The organism is Paenibacillus sp. 01T442 (genome assembly GCF_056398345.1).
In genome coordinates this window covers 1-17,109 of sequence record NZ_JBFTPF010000040.1, presented here as the reverse complement: position 1 = coordinate 17,109, position 17,109 = coordinate 1, and the positions used below count along the sequence as shown (strand labels likewise).

At 45.1% G+C, this 17,109-nt stretch carries 16 protein-coding genes and 1 rRNA gene; 1 reads left to right on the top strand and 16 read right to left on the bottom strand.

Annotated features, from left to right (window positions below; genetic code table 11):
* Positions 1–3: 3 nt before the first annotated feature.
* The 8 genes from rlmB to AC1DLM_RS23445 form a co-directional block, all read right to left on the bottom strand.
* Positions 4–744 (bottom strand): 23S rRNA (guanosine(2251)-2'-O)-methyltransferase RlmB, encoded by a 741-nt coding sequence (gene rlmB, locus AC1DLM_RS23480; RefSeq protein ID WP_056618335.1) that lies wholly within the window; start codon positions 742–744, stop codon positions 4–6.
* Between the two features lie 35 nt (positions 745–779).
* Positions 780–1,214, bottom strand: coding sequence for a Mini-ribonuclease 3 (locus tag AC1DLM_RS23475; protein WP_477571349.1), 435 nt, complete (start codon positions 1,212–1,214; stop codon positions 780–782).
* Entirely contained in the window at positions 1,211–2,611 is a 1,401-nt protein-coding gene (cysS, locus tag AC1DLM_RS23470) for a cysteine--tRNA ligase (protein ID WP_477571348.1), read from the bottom strand. The genes AC1DLM_RS23475 and cysS overlap by 4 nt, the downstream gene beginning before the upstream one ends.
* Positions 2,608–3,264 (bottom strand): serine O-acetyltransferase, encoded by a 657-nt coding sequence (cysE, locus tag AC1DLM_RS23465; RefSeq protein ID WP_056618342.1) that lies wholly within the window; start codon positions 3,262–3,264, stop codon positions 2,608–2,610. Before cysE ends, cysS begins: the two co-directional genes overlap by 4 nt.
* A 343-nt stretch (positions 3,265–3,607) precedes the next feature.
* Positions 3,608–5,065 carry a glutamate--tRNA ligase gene (gene gltX / locus AC1DLM_RS23460; RefSeq protein WP_477571347.1) on the bottom strand — a complete coding sequence of 486 codons (1,458 nt, stop codon included), beginning with the start codon at positions 5,063–5,065 and terminating at the stop codon, positions 3,608–3,610.
* A 39-nt stretch (positions 5,066–5,104) separates the two neighbouring features.
* A complete protein-coding gene (gene ispF / locus AC1DLM_RS23455) occupies positions 5,105–5,590 on the bottom strand; it encodes a 2-C-methyl-D-erythritol 2,4-cyclodiphosphate synthase (protein WP_441991606.1) in 486 nt (161 codons plus the stop codon).
* A 2-nt stretch (positions 5,591–5,592) separates the two neighbouring features.
* Positions 5,593–6,294: a 2-C-methyl-D-erythritol 4-phosphate cytidylyltransferase gene (gene ispD / locus AC1DLM_RS23450; protein ID WP_477571346.1), complete on the bottom strand. Its 702-nt coding sequence runs from the start codon at positions 6,292–6,294 to the stop codon at positions 5,593–5,595.
* A 100-nt stretch (positions 6,295–6,394) separates the two neighbouring features.
* Positions 6,395–7,462, bottom strand: coding sequence for a PIN/TRAM domain-containing protein (locus tag AC1DLM_RS23445; RefSeq protein ID WP_441991608.1), 1,068 nt, complete (start codon positions 7,460–7,462; stop codon positions 6,395–6,397).
* A gap of 246 nt (positions 7,463–7,708) precedes the next feature.
* Here AC1DLM_RS23445 and AC1DLM_RS23440 point away from each other — a divergent pair, with 246 nt between their 5' ends.
* On the top strand, positions 7,709–8,104 hold the full coding sequence (locus AC1DLM_RS23440) for a hypothetical protein (protein WP_056618352.1): 396 nt from the start codon (positions 7,709–7,711) through the stop codon (positions 8,102–8,104).
* Positions 8,105–8,184: 80 nt separating this feature from the next.
* On the opposite strand, the gene pssA is transcribed toward AC1DLM_RS23440, so the two are convergent.
* From pssA to rrf, 8 genes are all read right to left on the bottom strand, one after another.
* Positions 8,185–8,943, bottom strand: coding sequence for a CDP-diacylglycerol--serine O-phosphatidyltransferase (gene pssA / locus AC1DLM_RS23435; protein WP_056618353.1), 759 nt, complete (start codon positions 8,941–8,943; stop codon positions 8,185–8,187).
* Between the two features lie 85 nt (positions 8,944–9,028).
* The gene (disA, locus tag AC1DLM_RS23430) at positions 9,029–10,108 is read right to left on the bottom strand and encodes a DNA integrity scanning diadenylate cyclase DisA (RefSeq protein WP_082595602.1); all 1,080 of its coding nucleotides are present in this window, start codon (positions 10,106–10,108) and stop codon (positions 9,029–9,031) included.
* 39 nt (positions 10,109–10,147) lie between these two features.
* Positions 10,148–11,515, bottom strand: coding sequence for a DNA repair protein RadA (gene radA / locus AC1DLM_RS23425; RefSeq protein WP_441991609.1), 1,368 nt, complete (start codon positions 11,513–11,515; stop codon positions 10,148–10,150).
* Between the two features lie 216 nt (positions 11,516–11,731).
* Positions 11,732–14,176 (bottom strand): ATP-dependent protease ATP-binding subunit ClpC, encoded by a 2,445-nt coding sequence (clpC, locus tag AC1DLM_RS23420; RefSeq protein ID WP_056618369.1) that lies wholly within the window; start codon positions 14,174–14,176, stop codon positions 11,732–11,734.
* 75 nt (positions 14,177–14,251) lie between these two features.
* Entirely contained in the window at positions 14,252–15,313 is a 1,062-nt protein-coding gene (locus AC1DLM_RS23415; protein ID WP_171632703.1) for a protein arginine kinase, read from the bottom strand.
* A 23-nt stretch (positions 15,314–15,336) separates the two neighbouring features.
* On the bottom strand, positions 15,337–15,843 hold the full coding sequence (locus AC1DLM_RS23410; RefSeq protein ID WP_056618372.1) for a UvrB/UvrC motif-containing protein: 507 nt from the start codon (positions 15,841–15,843) through the stop codon (positions 15,337–15,339).
* A gap of 13 nt (positions 15,844–15,856) precedes the next feature.
* The gene (locus AC1DLM_RS23405) at positions 15,857–16,318 is read right to left on the bottom strand and encodes a CtsR family transcriptional regulator (RefSeq protein ID WP_056618373.1); all 462 of its coding nucleotides are present in this window, start codon (positions 16,316–16,318) and stop codon (positions 15,857–15,859) included.
* Between the two features lie 640 nt (positions 16,319–16,958).
* Positions 16,959–17,075: ribosomal RNA gene (gene rrf / locus AC1DLM_RS23400) — 5S ribosomal RNA — on the bottom strand.
* Between the last annotated feature and the right edge of the window lie 34 nt (positions 17,076–17,109).

The following is a 17,109-nucleotide window of genomic DNA, read 5'->3' as shown; positions in this document are numbered from 1 at the left end:
CATTTAGCTCTTATTGCGCTGTCTTACCACTTCATACATCAATACACCCGCGGCAACGGAGGCATTCAATGAATTAACATGTCCGGCCATTGGCAGCTTGACTAAGAAGTCGCATCTTTCTTTAATAAGTCGACCCACACCTTTACCCTCATTTCCAATAACTAGGGCAATCGGAATCGTAAAGTTGGCTTTATAGACATCTTGAGCAGCAGTAACATCCGTACCTGCAACCCAAACACCTTGTTCCTTTAATTGCTCAATCGTTTGCGAAATATTCGTCACACGTGCGACCGGAACATACTCAACTGCGCCCGCAGATGTTTTGGAAACTGTTGCCGTTAACCCTACGGAACGTCGTTTCGGTATAATCACACCGTGAACCCCCGTACAATCTGCTGTACGTAGAATGGATCCTAGGTTATGCGGATCTTCAATTTCATCGAGTATCAAAATGAACGGTTCTTGCCCGAGCGCTTTCGCCTTGGCTAAGATATCCTCAACTTCCACGTAGGCATACGCTGCAACTTGTGCAACGACACCTTGATGTTGGAGTCCCTCTGCCATTTGATCCAACTTACGCTTGTCCGTAAATTGGACAATAATGCCTAGATTTTTCGCTTCTGCCACAATCGGTCCAGCGAATTGCTTCTGAGCACCTTCGGCAATCCATATTTTATTAATTGTCCGTCCAGCACGAAGCGCCTCCAATACGGAGTGCTTCCCGCCGATAATGTCTTCATCCATCCTAATTCCTCCTAAAAGTACGTGCGAATGCTTCTCTATTTCTGCGTATGATTAAACGTGATTGCGAAATCTAATATCTCTTTCAATCGCTCAAAGGATTGCTTGTAGTATAAGTATCCGATTAAGCACTCAAACGCGGTGCTGTGACGGTATTCCAGCACATCCGCGTTTTTGGCTGTCGTTCCTGATTTGGCATTACGCCCTCGCTTCACGATGTCTACTTCTTCTTCCGATAGTGTGGGCATCAAGGCCGTCAATAATTTGGACTGGGCTTTGGCAGACACAAAACCTGTTGAAGCTTTATGCAAATGATTAGGGCGATGATTCGCCCCTGAGATGACATATTGTCGGATATAGACTTCATACACCGCATCCCCAATATACGCCAGCACTAGCGGATTTAATAAATGCGGACTTTTCGATGGCGGGAAGGAAAACAAGTTAGCAGCATCCAGATTTATTTCATTCATTTGCGGCGCCAGCGTATGCCTTGTGGTGTGTCCTCAAGGAATATCCCTTTCTCCGTCAGCAAATCACGAATTTCATCGGCGCGTGCCCAATTCTTCGATTTCCGTGACTCCGTGCGTTCAACGATCAACTGCTCGATCTCCTCATCCAGCAATTCATCCCCTTGTTGTGAAAGGATGCCCAGCGTTGCATCGAATGCTTCTAGCTGTTCCATGAATAGTTTCACTGCGCCAGCATGTACCCGCTCCTGTTGCAAGTATAAGTTCGCTTCTGCAACGAGATCGAATACCGCGGTAATGGCATCTGGCGTATTAAAATCATCATTCATTTTATCTACAAATTGTTTCGAAATGGCCTGCAGTGTATCTGTAATTCCCGCTTCAACTTCGCCAGTAGCAGATGCTGTAGCAAGACGATGCTTCATATTATCGTAAGCATTCTGAATCCGTTCCAACGCATTCGCCGCTTGTTTCAAACTCTCATCACTGAAATTAAGTGGGTTCCGATAATGAGCGGATAACATGAAGAAACGGAACACTTCAGGTTTAATTTGCTTAACTAGATCTCGAATTAAAATACCATTTCCGAGTGATTTCGACATTTTTTCATTATCGATATTTAGAAAAGCATTGTGCAACCAATAATTGGCCATGGGATGACCAGTTACCGCCTCGGTTTGAGCAATCTCACATTCATGGTGAGGGAACGTTAAATCTTGCCCGCCTCCGTGAATATCAATCGTTTCACCCAAATATTTGCGCACCATGGCGGAGCACTCAATATGCCAGCCTGGGCGACCTTGGCCCCAAGGGCTATCCCAATAAATCTCACCAGGCTTCGCCGCTTTCCATAGGACAAAGTCCTGAGGATTCTCTTTACGCTCATCCACCTCAACACGAATACCGTGCTTAAGTTCCTCCAAATTTTGCTTAGAGAGCTTGCCGTAATCTGCGAATTTCGACGTTCTATAATACACATCACCGCGCGCTTCGTATGCAAAATCCTTCTCCACAAGCGCAGCGATGAAGTCGATAATTTCTTGAATATTCTCTGTTACACGTGGATTCATCGTCGCTTCATGAACCCCTAGTGATTGGATATCTTCTAAGAAAGCCGCGATGAACGTTTCGGCAAGTTCTGGTACAGAAACCGCCATCTCCTCGGCTTTGCGAATCATTTTATCATCCACATCGGTAAAGTTCGTAATGTAATTTACTTCATATTGCTGCGATTCCAAATAACGGCGAACCACGTCGAAAAATATGACAGGACGTCCGTTGCCAATATGAATATAGTTATATACGGTTGGACCACATACGTACATCTTTACTTTGCCTGGCTCAATCGGAACAAACTCTTCCTTCTTGCGCGTTAAGGTATTATATACTTTGAGTGTCATGTTCTCCTCAATTCTCCATTCTGCTTCCGTTCTTCTTCCAGTTGGAATTTCAACTCATTAATTTGATTCTGTAATTCTTGGAAAATATCGACGATCGGATCGGGCAAATTGCCATGGTCTAATCTATTCACACGGACACCGTCTCGCTTCACAAGTTTGGCCGGTATCGTGACGACCGTGCTATTGGATGGAACCTCCTGAATCACTACTGCATTAGAGCCAATACGAGAGTTCTCACCTACAAGGAAGGATCCGAGAATTTTGGCACCAGAACCAATAACTACATTATTGCCAATTGTTGGATGTCTCTTACCTTTCTCTTTCCCCGTTCCGCCTAAAGTTACACCTTGGTACAAGATCACATCATCTCCGATCTCGCAGGTTTCCCCGATGACAACACCCATCCCGTGGTCAATAAACAACCTTCTGCCAATTGTTGCTCCCGGATGGATTTCGATGCCTGTCATGAATCGACTTATTTGAGAAACGATACGAGCCAGGGTAAACATCCTTCTTGTATAAAACCAATGTCCAATCCGATGCGACCATATCGCATGAAGTCCCGAATACGTAAAAACAACCTCAAACCAACTGCGCGCTGCAGGGTCGTTATCGAATACGGCGGATATATCAGATTTGATCGTTGACCACATATGCTCACCTTCTTGCCTAGAATGATGTTGGTATGAAAATAAAAAAAGCCCCTGCAGCCCTAAGGCTGCAGAGGCGTGGTTATCGCGGTTCCACTCTGCTTGGTGACTCGGAAGTCTCCCAACTCAAACCCGTAACGTGGGTGTTCCGGCTGCGCCTACCCTACTCGGTGAGTATTCGGCGCGGCTGCTCCCAGGTGCATTTCTGATTACAAGGATTGGATAACTCACAGCCAAAGCCTCACGGCCTTGATTATCCTCTCTGACAAATCCTCACTTAACCATACTCTCCTGATCATCGCATTTCGTATTCCATTGAGTTAAGTATAGCGAAAAGAACCTCGCTTTACAATAAGCTCTGAAGACGTGAAACGACTTTTTCTTTCCCAAGTAGGAAAAGGGACACATTCAGATCCGGTCCATGGACTTGACCTGTCAACGCGGAGCGAACAGACATGAACAGCTGCTTCCCTTTGAAGCCTGTTTCCTTCTGTACTGCTTTAAGCAGCGCCGGCATTGCTTCAACCGTGAAAGCTTCCGCTTGCTCGACTTGAGCTAAGAAACTAGTCAGCACAACAGGGACATGCTCTTCTTTCAATACAGCAGCCGCTTCATCATCGATGACCAGCTCCTCTTTGAAGAAGATCGCAGACAATTCCACGATTTCAGCCGCGTAGCGCATTCTTTCTTGATTGAGGCTAACGAGCGCCTCCACCCATGCCCCAGTAGCAGCATCCAAATCACCTTGTTCAAGGTAACCGGCTTTGCGCAAATGCGGTAAGCACAGATCAACGATGCGGGATAGCGGAGCTTTTTTCAGATACGCATTGTTCATCCAATTCAATTTATCCATATCAAATACAGCCGGGCTCTTGGATACACGATCCAGATCAAACTGCGCGATCAATTCTTCCTTCGTGAACATCTCTTCTTCCCCACCTGGTGACCAACCTAGCAAGGCAATAAAGTTCAGCACGGCTTCTGGCAAGTAACCAAGCTCTTTGTATTGCTCGATAAACTGGATGATCGACTCATCCCGTTTGCTCATCTTCTTGCGATCCGTATTCAAAATCAAAGATAAATGCGCGAACTCGGGAATCGGCATATCCAGCGCTTCGTACATCAGAACTTGTCTTGGTGTATTGGATAGATGTTCTTCCCCACGAATAACCAAGTTGATTTTCATCAAATGATCATCCACAATGACGGCAAAGTTGTAAGTCGGGATCCCATCTGGACGCGCAATAATGAAATCGCCAATCCCATTGGAATCGAATTCCACATGCTCGCGAACCTTGTCTTCGATCGCAATGATACGATCCGCTGGCACACGAAAACGCGTTGAAGGCACACGGCCTTCCGATTGGTAAGCAGCGATTTGCTCTGGCGTCAGGTTACGGCACTTGCCGGAATAGCCGCCCATTTCCCCGCTTGCCTCTTGCTCTGCGCGCTCTTGTTCTAGATCGGCTTCCGAGCAATAGCAACCATAAGCGTGACCGCTCTGTAATAGTTTATCTAGATAGATCTTGTAGATATCCAGTCTCTCCATCTGACGGTAAGGACCGTAAGGGCCTCCGATATCCACACTTTCATCCCATTCTAAGCCAAGCCATCTCAGACCATTCAACTGGTCTTCGATTCCAGACTCCTTATGACGCGTTTGATCCGTATCTTCAAAGCGCACAACAAATGCGCCGCCGTCCTTACGAGCTAATAGATAATCAAACAGTGCCGTACGGGCACCGCCAATATGTAAATGTCCAGTCGGACTAGGTGCATAACGCACGCGTAAAGGCTGACTCATCGTTGTATCCCCTTTTCATCTTCCATGCATGAATACCTGCTATTTTATCACATCACGAATTAAACAAACAACCGATTGTGCCGCGATTCCCTCGCCACGGCCAGTAAATCCTAGCTGTTCTGTCGTTGTCGCTTTCACGTTCACTTGATCTGTCTCTGCTTCTAGTGCGGCAGCAATGATTTCAACCATTTGTGGGATATACGGCAGCATCTTTGGTTTCTGAGCAATAATCGTGGAATCTGCATTCCCTAATTTGTAGCCCTTCTCCTTCGCCAATTGCCATACCCGCTTCAACAAGACTAAGCTATCCGCATCTTTGTACTCGGCAGCTGTATCCGGGAAATGCTTCCCGATATCGCCAAGACCAAGTGCGCCTAGGATCGCGTCACTAATCGCGTGCAATAGTACGTCCGCGTCGGAGTGTCCCAGCAACCCTTTTTCATAAGGAATCGTTACCCCTCCAATAATGCACTTACGTCCTTCTACCAATTGATGAACATCGAATCCATTTCCTATTCTAATCATACCTAAGCCTCTCCCCTCACGTTATGTAAAATCCATTCTGCCCAAGGTAAATCTTCGGGGGTCGTTATTTTGATATTATAATAGTCCCCTTCTACTACGTATACGGCTGCGCCTAAACGCTCCACTAAACTCGCGTCATCCGTCCCCATGAACCGATCCTGCTCTGCCTTCTCATGCGCCTCCTGTAGGAGAGAAAGACGAAAAGCCTGCGGCGTTTGGATGGCCCACAAGCTTCGTCTATCCGGTGTCGATTGAATGCGCTTATCTGCAGCATCCACAACTTTAATTGTATCTTTGACGGGAACGGCTAAGACCGCTGCTCCTATTTCTTGCGCCTTTGCCAGACACTCGAACATATGTTCTTTTTTCACGAAAGGGCGAACACCGTCATGCACAAGCACCCATTGCGTGCCCTGTTGCAAGGCCTGGAGACCCTGTCTAACGGAATCTTGCCGCTCTGCGCCACCCGCCAGCACACATGTTACCTTCGTAAGTGCATAGTTCGTGACATAGCCGTTACAGCGATTCACATCATCAGCACCCACAACGAGAATAATTTCATCCACTTCATGTATGTTTTGAAATAATTGCAAGGTATGTACCAGAATTGGCTTCTGTCCCAGTTGCAGGTATTGTTTGCTTTCTGCTGTACCCATGCGCGAACCTTTGCCCGCTGCTACGATGATAACTCCTAGCTTCCCCATAAGTCCTCCAACTTGGCGCTTCCAAACGAAAGCTTTCTTCGTAATCATAGGCCCAAGTCAACTTGAAAGAGCTATGTTACATCTCCTTATCATACTGGTTTTACTGTGCTTTTTCCAATAGTTTTGGTTTCGCAAAAATCATTCGACCCGCCGACGTCTGAAGCACACTCGTTACCATCACTTCCAGCGTCATTCCGATGAAATCACGACCGCCTTCGACAACGATCATCGTACCATCATCGAGATAAGCTACACCTTGTCCATGTTCCTTGCCGTCTTTAATGACTTGAACAATAATTTCTTCTCCCGGTAGGACAACTGGCTTCACCGCATTCGCAAGATCGTTGATATTGAGCACCGATACACCTTGAAGTTCACATACTTTATTAAGGTTAAAATCGTTCGTAATTACTTTCCCTTGAAGCACTTTGGCTAAGCGCACCAGTTTACTGTCCACTTCGGCGATTTCTTCGAAATCCCCTTCATAAATGAGGACCTTCACTTCAAGTTCTTTTTGGATTTTGTTCAAAATGTCCAGTCCGCGACGCCCACGGTTTCGCTTCAGTAAATCTGATGAGTCTGCAATATGCTGCAACTCTTCCAATACGAACTCCGGAATTACCAGGGTTCCCTCGATAAATCCGGTCTTGCAAATATCTGCGATCCGGCCATCTATGATGACGCTCGTATCCAAAATCTTATGTTCCTCGTACGGGCGATGCGTCTGCTTCTCAGGACCGCCAGATCTGCTCTTCGCAATGACCTGTACAAGTTCTTCCCGCTTGCTGTAACCGATACGGAAGCCCATAACGCCTAATACAGCCGATACAAGGAAAGGTAAGAATGGCCCTGCCCATTTGGCCTGTTCCAGCACAGGAAATAACATGACTGAAACCAATAGCCCAATCACGAGTCCTAGCGTACCAGATAGCAAATCCGACACGGGAATATCCGTGACATTGCGTTCACCTCTCATCAGCAAGTTCATGCCGACGTTAGCTACCCACGCTGAAATCAAAAACATCCCTACTGCACATAAACTATTAATCCAAAATACTTGTCCTGCTTGACTTGTCACATCCGTCGTTTGTAGGAACGAATCGCTCCACCTATAACCTAAACTGCCACCCATGATGGCTAAAATGATTTGTACCCATTTCTTCATCACAGATTCACCTCCTGCATCAACTTTTTTTGAAATTGTAGACCGTATATGTGTCACATATACTTCGGCTTAAATTTTTGGATAAACGCACTCGTCCTTAGAGGACGGTGTAACCGTTTATTGTAAGCCTTATTACAATTATGTTCCAATTTATGCAACGTTAATCACTTCTTTCGTCGGAAAATTGAAATATTAGAGGGCATCCATTATAATGAAATGGAAGTTACCAACCTACCAGAGGTGGATGGAATGAGCTCCTTGACATTAAAGCAGTTTCAAGATCAAGTGTCTGAATTGTTACTCCGTCACCGCAGTCTGCTTGATGTCTTATCCAAATTTCAACAGTCAGGCGCAGCTGCCAATCGTTCCGTGGTGAAATCCATTACTGAATGTGGATGTATCCAGGTTCATGCAGCTAAGCAAGAGTATCATCCAGAGATGACCTTGGATGAGGCTAAGGATGTTCTAGGCACCCATGTATCTGGTCACTTATGTGAGCAATGCATTGAGGTTGTTAGTAGCGAATTAGGCAGAAATCTCTTCTACATGTCTGCGCTAAGTAACATTCTTGATATTAATTTGGAGCAAGTCGTTGAGAATGAATCAAAGAAATGTACAACACTGGGCCTATTCAACATGTCATGATGATGAAAACAAAAAAAAGCATTTATTTTCTTCCTGAAGATCAGGAGAAAATAAATGCTTTTTATTTTCGAACAATGTGCTTACACGTCAGATTTCACTGAATTCGTGTCATCTACGCCACGTCTTTTGTTCTTTCTGCGAAGATTACGGAGACGAATGAAGTATCCATCAACGTTTTTTTTTAGGCCGTAAAGCGCGTACATCAAAAGCGGTACGAAAATCATTTTGGAAATGGACTCAGGCCATTTGATTGCAATCAAAATCGCTGCTGCAACGATAATTGGCGTAATCCAAATCGCTGCTTTAGGAATACCCGCCTTTTTGAAGTTCGGATATTTCACTGTGCTGACCATTAAGTATGACAACAAAACTGTACTTACGAGAAGCACATATACGTTAATATCGTTCACGAAAAGAGCTAACGTACAAAGAACACCGCCTGCTGCTGGAATCGGCAAACCGATGAAATAGCCAGGCGTACCGGCAACAACATTGAATCTAGCTAACCGCAACGCTCCACAGATCGGGAAGATCGCTGTGACAATCCAAGCAAAAGCTGGGCTAATGACGGTAGGATCGTTAAATGCAACTACATACATGATGAAAGCAGGAGCGACACCGAAAGAGATCACATCGGATAAGGAGTCTAATTCTTTACCGAACTCACTTTGAGCGTTCAACGCTCTCGCAACACGTCCATCGAGTCCATCCAATAGCATAGCGACAATGACAAGAACGGCAGCGATGCCATGTTCTCCACTGAAGGCTAGGATAATCGATAGTACGCCTAGGAATAAGTTCCCTACTGTAAAGAGACTGGGAATTGATTTTGTTAACATATGTTTTTGTCCACCTCTGGATTTACTATACCCTAAACTTGACTACATAAAACCTTAACAATGATACTTTATGATTGTATCCACTTTAAATATGTCTGTCAATGAACACTTGTTCCTGAATTCTTTTGAGACCTTCCTTAATGGCGCGGGCTCTCACTTCTCCGATTCCGTCAACTTCATCCAATTCCTCTATCGTCGCCATCATCATGTGTGGCAAGTAGCCAAATTTCTCCACTAGATTACCAATAATGATAGATGGTAACCGCGGAATTTTGCCTAAAATGCGGAAGCCACGTGGGGAGACTGGCTCTTCAGCAATCGAATTGGTATGAGAATACCCTAGCAAGCGAATAATTTGCTGGGGCTCTAGCAGCTCATCAGATGACAGACGCTTCAAACCAGCCTGCATCTCCTTGACTCTTTCTTCTGATAATTCTCTTACATAATCTTTTACGAGCAAACGCGCTTCAAGTTCCGCATTCCCAACAAGTTCTTCTAATTGCATGCTAATTAATCGTCCTTCATTGCCAAGTTCGTTAATATAACGATTAATTTCAGCTTTGATGCGTAACACCATCTCAAATCTGGCAATGACATTGGTAATATCATGCAAGGTAACTAGTTCCTCAAACTCCGATGCACTCAGATTCGTAAGGGATTGATCCAATACAACCTTATATCGCTCCAATGTTTGAATCGCTTGATTCGCTTTGGTCAAGATGACTCCGATATCCTTCAGTGCATATCTTAAATTACCTTGATATAGCGTAATGACATTCCGCCGCTGTGAAATGGAAACAACTAATTTATTCGTTTGCTTCGCCACACGCTCCGCTGTTCGGTGTCTAATCCCCGTCTCAGATGAGGAAATAGAAGAATCCGGAATCAATTGGGTGTTCGCATAAAGGATGCGCTTGATGTCCTCGCTGAGGATAATCGCACCATCCATTTTGGCAAGCTCATACAAATAGTTAGGCGAGAAGTCGCAATTGATGGAGAATCCACCATCCACGATTTCTGTTACCTCGGAACTGAAGCCTACAACGATCAGTCCGCCTGTTTTGGCGCGTAAGACATTCTCCAAACCATCACGAAATGGTGTACCAGGTGCTACCAGTTGGAGCAATTGGCTCATCACATCGCGTTTCATCTCTTCTTTACTCATCATTTTCCTCCTGAAGGCTTATAGCTTGCAGAACTCACGCTAACCCAGCGCCGCTTTCAATGCCTCAGCCACCGTGTTTACCCCAATAATCTCCATGCCTTTCGGATGTGTCCACCCCTTCAAACTTTTCTCTGGCATAATCACTCTACGGAAACCAAGCTTCTCTGCTTCCTTCACACGTTGATCAATCCGAGATACGCCGCGGACTTCTCCTGTTAAACCGATTTCACCGAACACAACATCAAATGGCTGTGTCGGTTGATCTCGGAAACTGGATGCGATACTAATGGCGATCGCCAGATCCACCGCTGGTTCATCCAGCTTGATCCCACCTGCCACGTTGAGATAAGCATCTTGATTTTGCAAGAACATGCCCATGCGTTTCTCTAATACTGCGATGATTAAGGAAAGACGATTGTGATCTACACCTGTCGCCATCCTTCTCGGAGAAGGGAAATTCGTTGAGGAGACGAGTGCTTGAATCTCCACCAAGACGGGACGTGTCCCCTCCATACTAGCAACAACAGCAGAACCAGCCACACCAAGTGGCCTTTCCGATAGAAACAACTCCGATGGGTTGTTAACTTCTACGAGACCAACCTCTTGCATTTCAAAGATACCAATTTCATTTGTTGAGCCAAAACGGTTCTTTACCGCTCTTAACACACGATAGGAATGGTGCCGCTCCCCTTCAAAGTAGAGAACACAATCGACCATATGCTCTAGCATTCTAGGCCCCGCTATTGCCCCTTCCTTCGTCACATGCCCGACAAGGACCGTTGCAATTCCCTTACCCTTAGCTATTCTCATAAAATGGCCTGTGCATTCTCGAACTTGCGATACGGTTCCAGGCGCCGAAGTAATCGCCGGGTGAAATACCGTTTGGATCGAGTCAATGACGAGAAAGTCAGGATTCGTTTCTTGTATAGCTTCCTCGATCAATTCAAGGTTCGTCTCACATAATACGTATAGCAGCGGAGATGACGCATTTAAGCGATCGGCACGAAGTTTGGTCTGCTTAATGGATTCTTCTCCTGATATATAAAGGACTTTTTGCTGGGCTTGTGTGAGTTCGAAGGACGTTTGCAGAAGCAAGGTTGATTTCCCGATACCGGGATCTCCACCAACGAGGATAAGTGACCCAGGGACTATACCTCCACCCAGGACCCTGTTTAATTCTTTGTTGCTTGTGACAACTCTCGGTTCAGAGCTGCTTTCTATATGTATGATGGGGATCGCTTTTTCTTTCGTTTTGGGGATCGAAGATGTCATACCTTGCGTACGAACGACTGTTTCAACTTCTTCCACCATCGTATTCCATGACTGACAACCTGGACATTTCCCCATCCATTTCGGTGAATCATAGCCGCATTCTTGACAGCTAAATTTGGTTTTTTGTTTACTCATAGAAGAAGTTGCTCCTTAACATGGGGATATCCTTTTTGGCTATCCTTACCAATAAAGTTTACCATTTTTATGTATCTCATGAAAGTGCTGAAACAAAATAAACGACTACATCGTCCAGTTAGAACGAGAGCGTTTATCTAGAAATACTGCAGACTTAAATAAAAAGCATCTCACCCCACCCTCATCGGATGAAGTGAAATGCTTCTTCACTTTCTCTTATTTCGTTAATGAGACGCCTTCGCCCTTAAGAACAACTAGTTCGCCTTCATTCTCATCAATCGTGAGTGAATCACCTTTGGAAATATTACCTCTCAGCAATTCTTCCGATAAGCGATCTTCGATATGCTTCTGAATCGCTCTGCGTAATGGACGCGCACCGTAGGTTGGATCAAATCCTTCCTTGGCCAAGAACATCTTCGCTTTATCCGTTAACAAGAAATCAACCTCTTGCTCTTTCAGACGCTTGCGCAGATCATCAGCCATTAAGCTAACGATTTGTGCAATGTGTGCTTCATCCAAAGAGTGGAATACGATGATTTCATCGATTCGGTTAAGGAACTCAGGACGGAAGCTTTTCTTCAACTCGCCCATAACTTTGTCTTTCATATTCGTATAGTCTCTTCCAGCATCAAGTGCAGCTGTGAAGCCAAGCGAGGAGTTTTTCTTAATCATGTCCGCGCCTACATTGGAAGTCATAATGATTAGCGTATTACGGAAATCAACGGTACGACCTTTGGAATCCGTTAAACGACCATCCTCTAGCACTTGCAACAGGATGTTGAACACTTCCGGATGTGCTTTCTCGATTTCATCGAGCAGGACAACGGAGTATGGTTTGCGGCGAACTTTCTCAGTTAGCTGACCGCCTTCTTCATAACCCACATACCCTGGAGGCGCTCCTACCAAACGGGAAGTTGAATGCTTCTCCATGTACTCGGACATATCGATACGAACAACGGCGTTGTCATCTCCGAAGAGGGATTCTGCTAGTGCACGTGCAAGCTCGGTTTTTCCAACACCCGTTGGTCCTAAGAAAATGAAGGAGCCCATCGGACGCTTCGGATCTTTCAGACCTGCTCTTGCGCGGCGGATCGCACGACTCACAGCTTTAACTGCTTCTTCTTGTCCAATGACGCGCTCATGAAGGATATCTTCCATTTTGAGCAAACGATCGGTTTCTTCCTCAGCAAGCTTGCTGACCGGAATTCCCGTCCAGCTCGCTACAATTTGTGCAATGTCATCTGGAGTTACTTCTGTATCCAGACGACCTTGTTTTTCTTTCCACTCGTTCTTCGTCGAATCTAGCTCTTCGCGAAGCTTTTGCTCCGTATCACGAAGACCTGCTGCTTTCTCGAACTCTTGGCTTTGAACGGCAGCATCCTTCTCTTTACGGATGTTTTCCAACTTACTTTCAAGCTGCTTCAAGGAAGGTGGTGTCGTGTAAGAACGCAATCTTACTTTGGAACTCGCTTCATCGATCAAGTCGATCGCTTTATCCGGTAAGAAACGATCCGTGATGTAACGATCCGACAGCTTTACAGCCTCTTGAATCGCAGCATCTGTAATTTTCACACGGTGATGCGCTTCATAGCGATCACGCAAGCCATACAGAATTTGAACAGCTTCTTCAGGTGATGGTTGATCTACCGTAATCGGTTGGAAACGACGCTCAAGTGCAGCATCTTTCTCAATGTATTTGCGGTACTCATCTAGGGTTGTAGCACCAATACATTGAAGCTCTCCTCTAGCAAGTGCCGGCTTCAGGATGTTAGAAGCATCAATTGCGCCTTCCGCTCCGCCCGCGCCAATCAAGGTGTGAAGCTCATCAATGAACAAGACGATATTGCCAGCTTGACGAATTTCATCCATGATTTTTTTGAGACGATCTTCGAATTCACCGCGATACTTCGTTCCTGCAACAACAGAACCCATATCCAGCGTCATAACGCGTTTATCTTTCAACGTTTCCGGAATTTCATTGTTGATGATTTTTTGTGCAAGGCCTTCAGCAATCGCTGTTTTACCAACCCCTGGTTCACCGATGAGTACAGGATTGTTTTTGGTTCTGCGACTCAATACTTGAATCACACGCTCAATCTCTTTGCTACGGCCGATAACGGGGTCCAAATGACCTTCTTTGGCGTACGCAGTCAAATCTCTTGCCAGACCATCCAATGTAGGCGTGTTCACATTCGGATTGGTACCATGACTAGGCGACACGGTTTCGCTGCTGCCTAGCAGCTGAAGAACTTGCTGACGTGCCTTATTCAAGGAAACCCCCAGATTATTAAGAACTCTTGCAGCTACGCCCTCACCCTCACGGATAAGTCCGAGCAGGATATGTTCAGTCCCCACATACGTGTGACCTAATTTTCTCGCTTCATCCATCGAAAGTTCGATTACTTTCTTAGCTCTAGGTGTATACGCGATGTTGGTCGGCTGTTCTTGCCCTCTGCCAATTAGAGATTCGACTTCATCTTGAATTTTCTCAAGACCTAGGCCGAGCGCAACGAGTGCTTTAGCAGCAATGCCTTCACCTTCACGAATAAGTCCTAGTAAAATGTGCTCTGTTCCAATATTGTTATGTCCTAATCGAACAGCCTCCTCTTGAGCAAGAGAAAGCACCTTCTGCGCACGTTCCGTAAATCTGCCAAACATCATAGCGAACACCTCCAAAAGTAGTATATCTATGGAATTCCTAAAGGATGAATCTTAACGTACTTCTTACTACTTTATTTATACCCTGCCAAATTTCTCGCGAATCAGTTCCGCCCGCCTCATATCTCGTTCTTCCGGATTTAGCTTCTCCCCCGCATATTGCTGAAGAAAACCAGGTTGCGTCATGACCAAGAGTTCATTAAGCACATGGGACGATACATTGTTGATGATACCTAGATCGATACCCAGACGTACATCTGACAGTCGCTGTGCCGCTTCCTTAGAGTCCATAATCCCCGCATAGGATAGAATGCCAAGGGATCGATTCACACGATCAATGATGCGCATTCTAGACTCTTGTAATAGCTTATGTCTCGCGGCCCGTTCATGCTCTATAATTTGCCTGGCCACACTATATAAATTATCAATGATCTCTTCTTCCGATTGACCTAACGTAATTTGATTAGATATTTGGAATAGATTACCTAAAGCTTCGCTACCTTCCCCATATAATCCTCTAACCGTCAACCCAACTTGTGTAACTGCGGATAAAATACGATTAATTTGCTGACTAAGCACTAGCGCAGGAAGGTGCATCATAACCGAAGCGCGAATTCCTGTGCCGACATTGGTCGGGCAGCTCGTTAGGTAGCCTCTTTTTTCATCGTATCCGTAATCCATCTGTGTTTCAAAAATATCATCAATCTGGTTCGCCAAATCCCAAACCTCTTTAATCTGGAAACCAGGACATAAACATTGTATGCGAAGATGATCCTCTTCATTGATCATGATACTGATCGATTCATTATCGCTTAAAATAACGGCCCCATTCCTGGATTCGTTAGCTAAATTAGGACTAATTAAATGTTTCTCCACTAGCACCATTCGCTCGAGCTCATTCAGCTCCGCGAGTGGAATGAGCGAGAAGTTGCTTATCGTCTCCAACTCTTCATTCTCAAGAACACCAGATAACTGTTCCAGCACTTCCTGTGATTGTTGATTGGTCGCGAGCATGGGATATGGATAATCTCTCAGGTTACGAGCAATGCGGATTCGACTGCTTATGACAATATCCGACTCTGGCCCTTCACCCTTCATCCATTCACTCAAAGCATCTCCTGTAAACCGCTGTAATGTCACTGGATTCACACTCCCTTACAAACTTACATACCCGCAATCTTCTTCTCAATCTCACGAATCTGGTCACGTATCTGGGCAGCCTGCTCGAACTCTTCGCTCTCGATACAGGTCATCATATCTTTCTTCAAAAGATCGATTTCACGCTTGCTTTGAATGATACCACCACTGCGCTTGGGAACTTTCCCTACATGCACGATATTCCCATGAACTCGCTTGAAAAGAGGATCAAGTTTGACCGAAAAGCTTTGATAACAGGACCCACAACCAAACCGACCTAATTTACTGAATTGCGAGTAAGTAAGACCGCAGTTATCACAGCGGATGGCCTGGGACTTCGCCGCGGACAATGGTTCAAAATCAAGTAAACCTGAAAGTAAATTGTGAATCGAAAAACCGTTCGATGTTCCAGGAATCATCTCGCCCTTCTCGCGGGCACAATTCTCACAAATGTGGAACTCGTTCTTATCTCCATTCACAATCTTCGTGAAGTGAAGAGTCGCCGGTCGTTTCCCGCATTCCTGACAAACCATTCCATCTGCCTCCTTATCTGCTAAGCAAGGATATCAGCATTGCTTTAAGAATCTTAGCCCGAATTTCATCGCGCAGCGGGAGTTTAAAGGTCAATACATCTCTGGAAATCGCTGCCCGAATCAGGTTAGCTTCTCTGGTGGAAATATAATGCCCCTCTTGCAATTGATAAATGAGCCCCTCTGAGGTGACTTGATCAATGTGGGTATGAATCGTACGGAAAATGTGATCTAGAATAGATCCATGACTCTTGAGCTCGATCTTCTGAATCCGAATATAACCGCCACCTCCGCGTTTGCTCTCCACCACATAGCCTTTTTCCAAGGTGAACCTTGTACTAATGACATAATTGATTTGAGAAGGCACGCATTGAAACTGGTCAGCCAAATCGTTCCGTTGAATCTCGATAGCGCCCTCCGTACTCTGCTGCAGGACATGCTTTAAATACTGTTCAATAATTTCTGATACATTGCGCATCAATTCGGCCTCCCAGATTTCTAGAAGTAAATTGACTTTGACTTTCTTTGACCTTAACTAAATTATAATCATTTCCTTTCTTTTTGACAAGTCCTGCTCTAAAATGTCTCTCCCTACAAATCCGATAGCCTTATGTGAACCTTACTATTGTTGACCTTACCTAGGGATTTATTCGAGAGTATTTTAATAAAAGCTGTTGATACGGCGCGATTTACATAAAAAGGAGGGCAATGCGATTGAGCATCTCCGCCACGATCTTACTACGCTCCACTCCTCTATTCAACTCAATACACAATCTGCTTTCTCAACTTCACGAATCGAGTCAAACTAAAGCATCATAACTCGAGTTACAAATCATGAGATTGGACAATTTAATGGATTATGTACAGTTAATTTCGCTGTTTTGGTCACTTTCATCAAAATTAATGGATTTTATGTCGTTAATGTTGGTTGAACTAGCTGAAAATGGGGAATTCCCATGTCAATAGATGGATGTTTTCCATTTAATTCAATTTTCCAAGGCAAATTCAAGCAATTAGCTGTAGAAAATACAGCTAATGATTTAGTAACGAGGCGTAGTATAGGCTAAATGCAAAAAAGAGCCTTACCTGGAGTTATCCAAGGTAAGGCTCTTTCAGTTGTTTGGCAACGTTCTACTCTCCCAGAACCCTGCGGTTCAAGTACCATCGACGCTGGAAGGCTTAACGGTCGTGTTCGAGATGGGAACGCGTGGATCCCTTCCGCCATCATCACCAAACAGTCAAAGCGTTTGTTTGCGCCTTGAAAACKAG

Bases quoted from the DNA above. Each gene is read 5' to 3' on its own strand.
- rlmB (WP_056618335.1), bottom strand. From the start codon at position 744: ATGGATGAAGACATTATCGGCGGGAAGCACTCCGTATTGGAGGCGCTT.
- AC1DLM_RS23475 (WP_477571349.1), bottom strand. From the start codon at position 1,214: ATGAATGAAATAAATCTGGATGCTGCTAACTTGTTTTCCTTCCCGCCA.
- cysS (WP_477571348.1), bottom strand. From the start codon at position 2,611: ATGACACTCAAAGTATATAATACCTTAACGCGCAAGAAGGAAGAGTTT.
- cysE (WP_056618342.1), bottom strand. From the start codon at position 3,264: ATGTGGTCAACGATCAAATCTGATATATCCGCCGTATTCGATAACGAC.
- gltX (WP_477571347.1), bottom strand. From the start codon at position 5,065: ATGAGTCAGCCTTTACGCGTGCGTTATGCACCTAGTCCGACTGGACAT.
- ispF (WP_441991606.1), bottom strand. From the start codon at position 5,590: ATGATTAGAATAGGAAATGGATTCGATGTTCATCAATTGGTAGAAGGA.
- ispD (WP_477571346.1), bottom strand. From the start codon at position 6,294: ATGGGGAAGCTAGGAGTTATCATCGTAGCAGCGGGCAAAGGTTCGCGC.
- AC1DLM_RS23440 (WP_056618352.1), top strand. From the start codon at position 7,709: ATGAGCTCCTTGACATTAAAGCAGTTTCAAGATCAAGTGTCTGAATTG.
- pssA (WP_056618353.1), bottom strand. From the start codon at position 8,943: ATGTTAACAAAATCAATTCCCAGTCTCTTTACAGTAGGGAACTTATTC.
- disA (WP_082595602.1), bottom strand. From the start codon at position 10,108: ATGAGTAAAGAAGAGATGAAACGCGATGTGATGAGCCAATTGCTCCAA.
- radA (WP_441991609.1), bottom strand. From the start codon at position 11,515: ATGAGTAAACAAAAAACCAAATTTAGCTGTCAAGAATGCGGCTATGAT.
- clpC (WP_056618369.1), bottom strand. From the start codon at position 14,176: ATGATGTTTGGCAGATTTACGGAACGTGCGCAGAAGGTGCTTTCTCTT.
- AC1DLM_RS23410 (WP_056618372.1), bottom strand. From the start codon at position 15,843: ATGGTTTGTCAGGAATGCGGGAAACGACCGGCGACTCTTCACTTCACG.
- AC1DLM_RS23405 (WP_056618373.1), bottom strand. From the start codon at position 16,318: ATGCGCAATGTATCAGAAATTATTGAACAGTATTTAAAGCATGTCCTG.